At 39.5% G+C, this 2,553-nt stretch carries 5 protein-coding genes; all 5 read left to right on the top strand.

All coding sequences use genetic code 11. The features are described 5' to 3' along the window. Positions 1-365 precede the first annotated feature (365 nt). The gene (locus FC652_RS19395) at positions 366-893 is read left to right on the top strand and encodes a hypothetical protein (RefSeq protein WP_176299821.1); all 528 of its coding nucleotides are present in this window, start codon (positions 366-368) and stop codon (positions 891-893) included. A gap of 221 nt (positions 894-1,114) precedes the next feature. Continuing rightward, positions 1,115-1,480, top strand: a complete 366-nt coding sequence (locus FC652_RS19390; protein WP_176299820.1) for a hypothetical protein — start codon at positions 1,115-1,117, stop codon at positions 1,478-1,480. A gap of 17 nt (positions 1,481-1,497) precedes the next feature. Beyond that, a complete protein-coding gene (locus FC652_RS19385) occupies positions 1,498-1,599 on the top strand; it encodes a DUF3265 domain-containing protein (RefSeq protein WP_081947347.1) in 102 nt (33 codons plus the stop codon). 30 nt (positions 1,600-1,629) lie between these two features. Then, complete coding sequence (locus tag FC652_RS19380) at positions 1,630-2,115, top strand: hypothetical protein (RefSeq protein WP_176299819.1); 486 nt, start codon at positions 1,630-1,632, stop codon at positions 2,113-2,115. 147 nt (positions 2,116-2,262) lie between these two features. Then, a partial coding sequence (locus FC652_RS19375) for a hypothetical protein (RefSeq protein WP_176299818.1) occupies positions 2,263-2,553 on the top strand: 291 nt, incomplete at its 3' end.

Raw genomic sequence — 2,553 nt, 5'->3', positions numbered from 1 at the left:
TTGGCGCTGAAAATTCAGAGAATTGCCTCAATCAGTTTTCAAGCAAGCCCGAGGTTAGGGCAGTTGGCTCAATCAGAGCTTTTAACTTAGGTTTTTGAGTTTAAGCAGCCAAATTTCAAAGTTCGATTTTCAAAACTATGATTCATTTCAGTTTTTTAGGTTTTGCTTTTTGTTAGCTAATCCTAGCCGAGTTAATCTTGGTTTTGGTAAAAATGTGGGCGTTGAAGCTTAAGCATAACAAAGCGTTTAAGTGGGATTTGGCACGCGTGGCATTTTCAGTTTGCGTTGAATTTGGTGGTTACGGCACTGTGCGGTAGCTTTTGTATTGCGTGCCTGCACCCCTTAACGCGGCGTTAGGCAAATAAATGGAAATTAAAATGATTCGATACTTAATATACATAGTTCTCTCCTTAACACTTACTTCTTGTGCATCATTTAATGCACCATTGGATTATCGTTTAGACGAAAAATCTAATAGAGGTCTTGTGGTTTTTTCTTTTACCACTGAAGGTATTTTGGAAAACTTTTTTCTACAGTATCAAAATGAGGATGGTACAGAGAAAGGGGATGTTACATTATGGACAAACAGAAACCCTTTAGACTGGGCTTCAAAGGAAAAAGGGAGACTAGTGATTCTAGAACTACCTCAGGGCAAGTATGATATTTTTCGGCTAGTAGCGCCCCTTCAAGTTTCTTCTAAGGACAGGTTTTCTATTCCTTTCGAAGTGACGTCAGGAAAAGTAGCTTATTTGGGTAATGTACATATTAGGATCCCTGACCAAGGAAACTTCACTTATGTTTTGCGAGATAAATCGGAACGTGACTTAGAAATGCTATTTTCACGTTATACGAAAATATCTAAAGATGATCTGATAAAGATAATTAAAGAGTAGAAATTTGCCTAACAAAGCGTTAAAGCGGGACTTGGCACGCGTGGCATTTTTGGTTTGCAGTTTGTTTAGCGGTTAAGGTGTTATGCGGTCACTTTTGTGTTGCGTGCCTGCGCCCCTTAACGCGGCGTTATGAGCCTCGTACATATTGAACGCAGTTGTAGAAATTGCAGTACCAACGCTAGTGGTACAGCTAAACCAATAGTCATGGAGGACATTGAAGAATGTTGGATAAAGTAGAGCAAGTACTTGATAGAAATGATTTATCTTATAAAACTGTAGGCAACTCACTTCACCTAAAATTGGCTCGAGCAGGCGGAAAAGTCACAATCAAATATGACTATTCGACAAATTCGTACCTATATAGTTGTAATGAATACCTATTAAGTTTCTCTAGCCTCATTTTCTTTGTTCTATCTTTCAACACGTTATATCAGCCTGACAAACAAATGTGGTCTGGCTATGTGGCAGGGTGCATGTTTGCAGCAGCAGTGTTTAATCTATTCCAAATAGTACTGGCCCACATACAAATGCTGGATTTGAAATCTCAATTTAGAGAAGTGGGTGTTTATCTCAAGCCCGGCTCATAACAAAGCGTTAAAGTGGGATTCATGCCGCGTGGCATTTTTGGTATGCGGTTGGTTTTGGTGGTGAAAGTGGTCTGCGGAAGGTTGGTTTAGGCGGCATTCACCCCTTAACGCAGCGTTAGCTTAATATTGGAAATCATAGGAGTTATAATTTGCTACAGTCATTATCTGTTTCAGATTTTACGGGGATTGCAACGTTGGTTGTGGCATGTGGGGCTTTGATTGTCGCGTATCGGCAATATTCTAACTCGAAAGTTCAGGCTCACGAGATACATGCCCAGAGTCAATATATGGGGTACTTAAAGTTGGCTTTCGATAACCCTAAGTACTCGTTGGCTAGCTACCCAGAGGCATCACCTCGATACTACGAGTTTTGTGACAATCGAGATGAATACATTCAGTATGAGTTTTATGTATCAAATCTCATCTTTGCTGTCGAGCAGATACTGGAGTTAGCTGATTGGAATCAAGCTTGGGAAGATACAATAGTTGATCAACTTAAGTATCATGCGATTTATCTAGATTCTTACGACTTTCCAGAAAAGCATACAGACAAGCGTTTGCTAAGAATGCGTGAGAAAGCCATTGATCTGTACTTAGAAGACGGCGGTATGCTTAATAGAGAGTGGGAAAATTAAGCTAACAAGCAATTTAAGAGGGATTCACAACGCTTGGCATTTTTGCTTCTACTTCAAATTTAGTGTTTATGGCACAATATTTTAGGTTGGGTGGAGGCGTTGTTCACCCCTTAATTGGGCGTTATGTTCACAAGATGGATTGTAGATATGGATGAAAAAGTACCAATAGCTTTTGGTGTTTGGGCGGGTGTTTCACTCCTCGGTTATGTGTTGTTCTATGCGAATAAAAATACACAGTTTAAGAGGAAATATTATCCAGCATTCTCTGTCGTGATAGGCGCTTTATTTTTGTTCATTGTTAACTTGATGGGCTTTTTTAAACATCAATTCTGGATTGTAATTGTCCCCATTGTTGCGCTAATAACTTTTATGAACATACGTGGTGCTAAGTTTTGCGACAACTGCGGGAAATCAAACTTTACGCAATCGTTAAAAGAT

The organism is Vibrio sp. 05-20-BW147, from assembly GCF_013369385.1.
Lineage (GTDB): Bacteria > Pseudomonadota > Gammaproteobacteria > Enterobacterales > Vibrionaceae > Vibrio > Vibrio floridensis.
The sequence above is the reverse complement of the archived record's forward strand: the minus strand, read 5'-3'. Positions and strand labels throughout refer to the sequence as shown.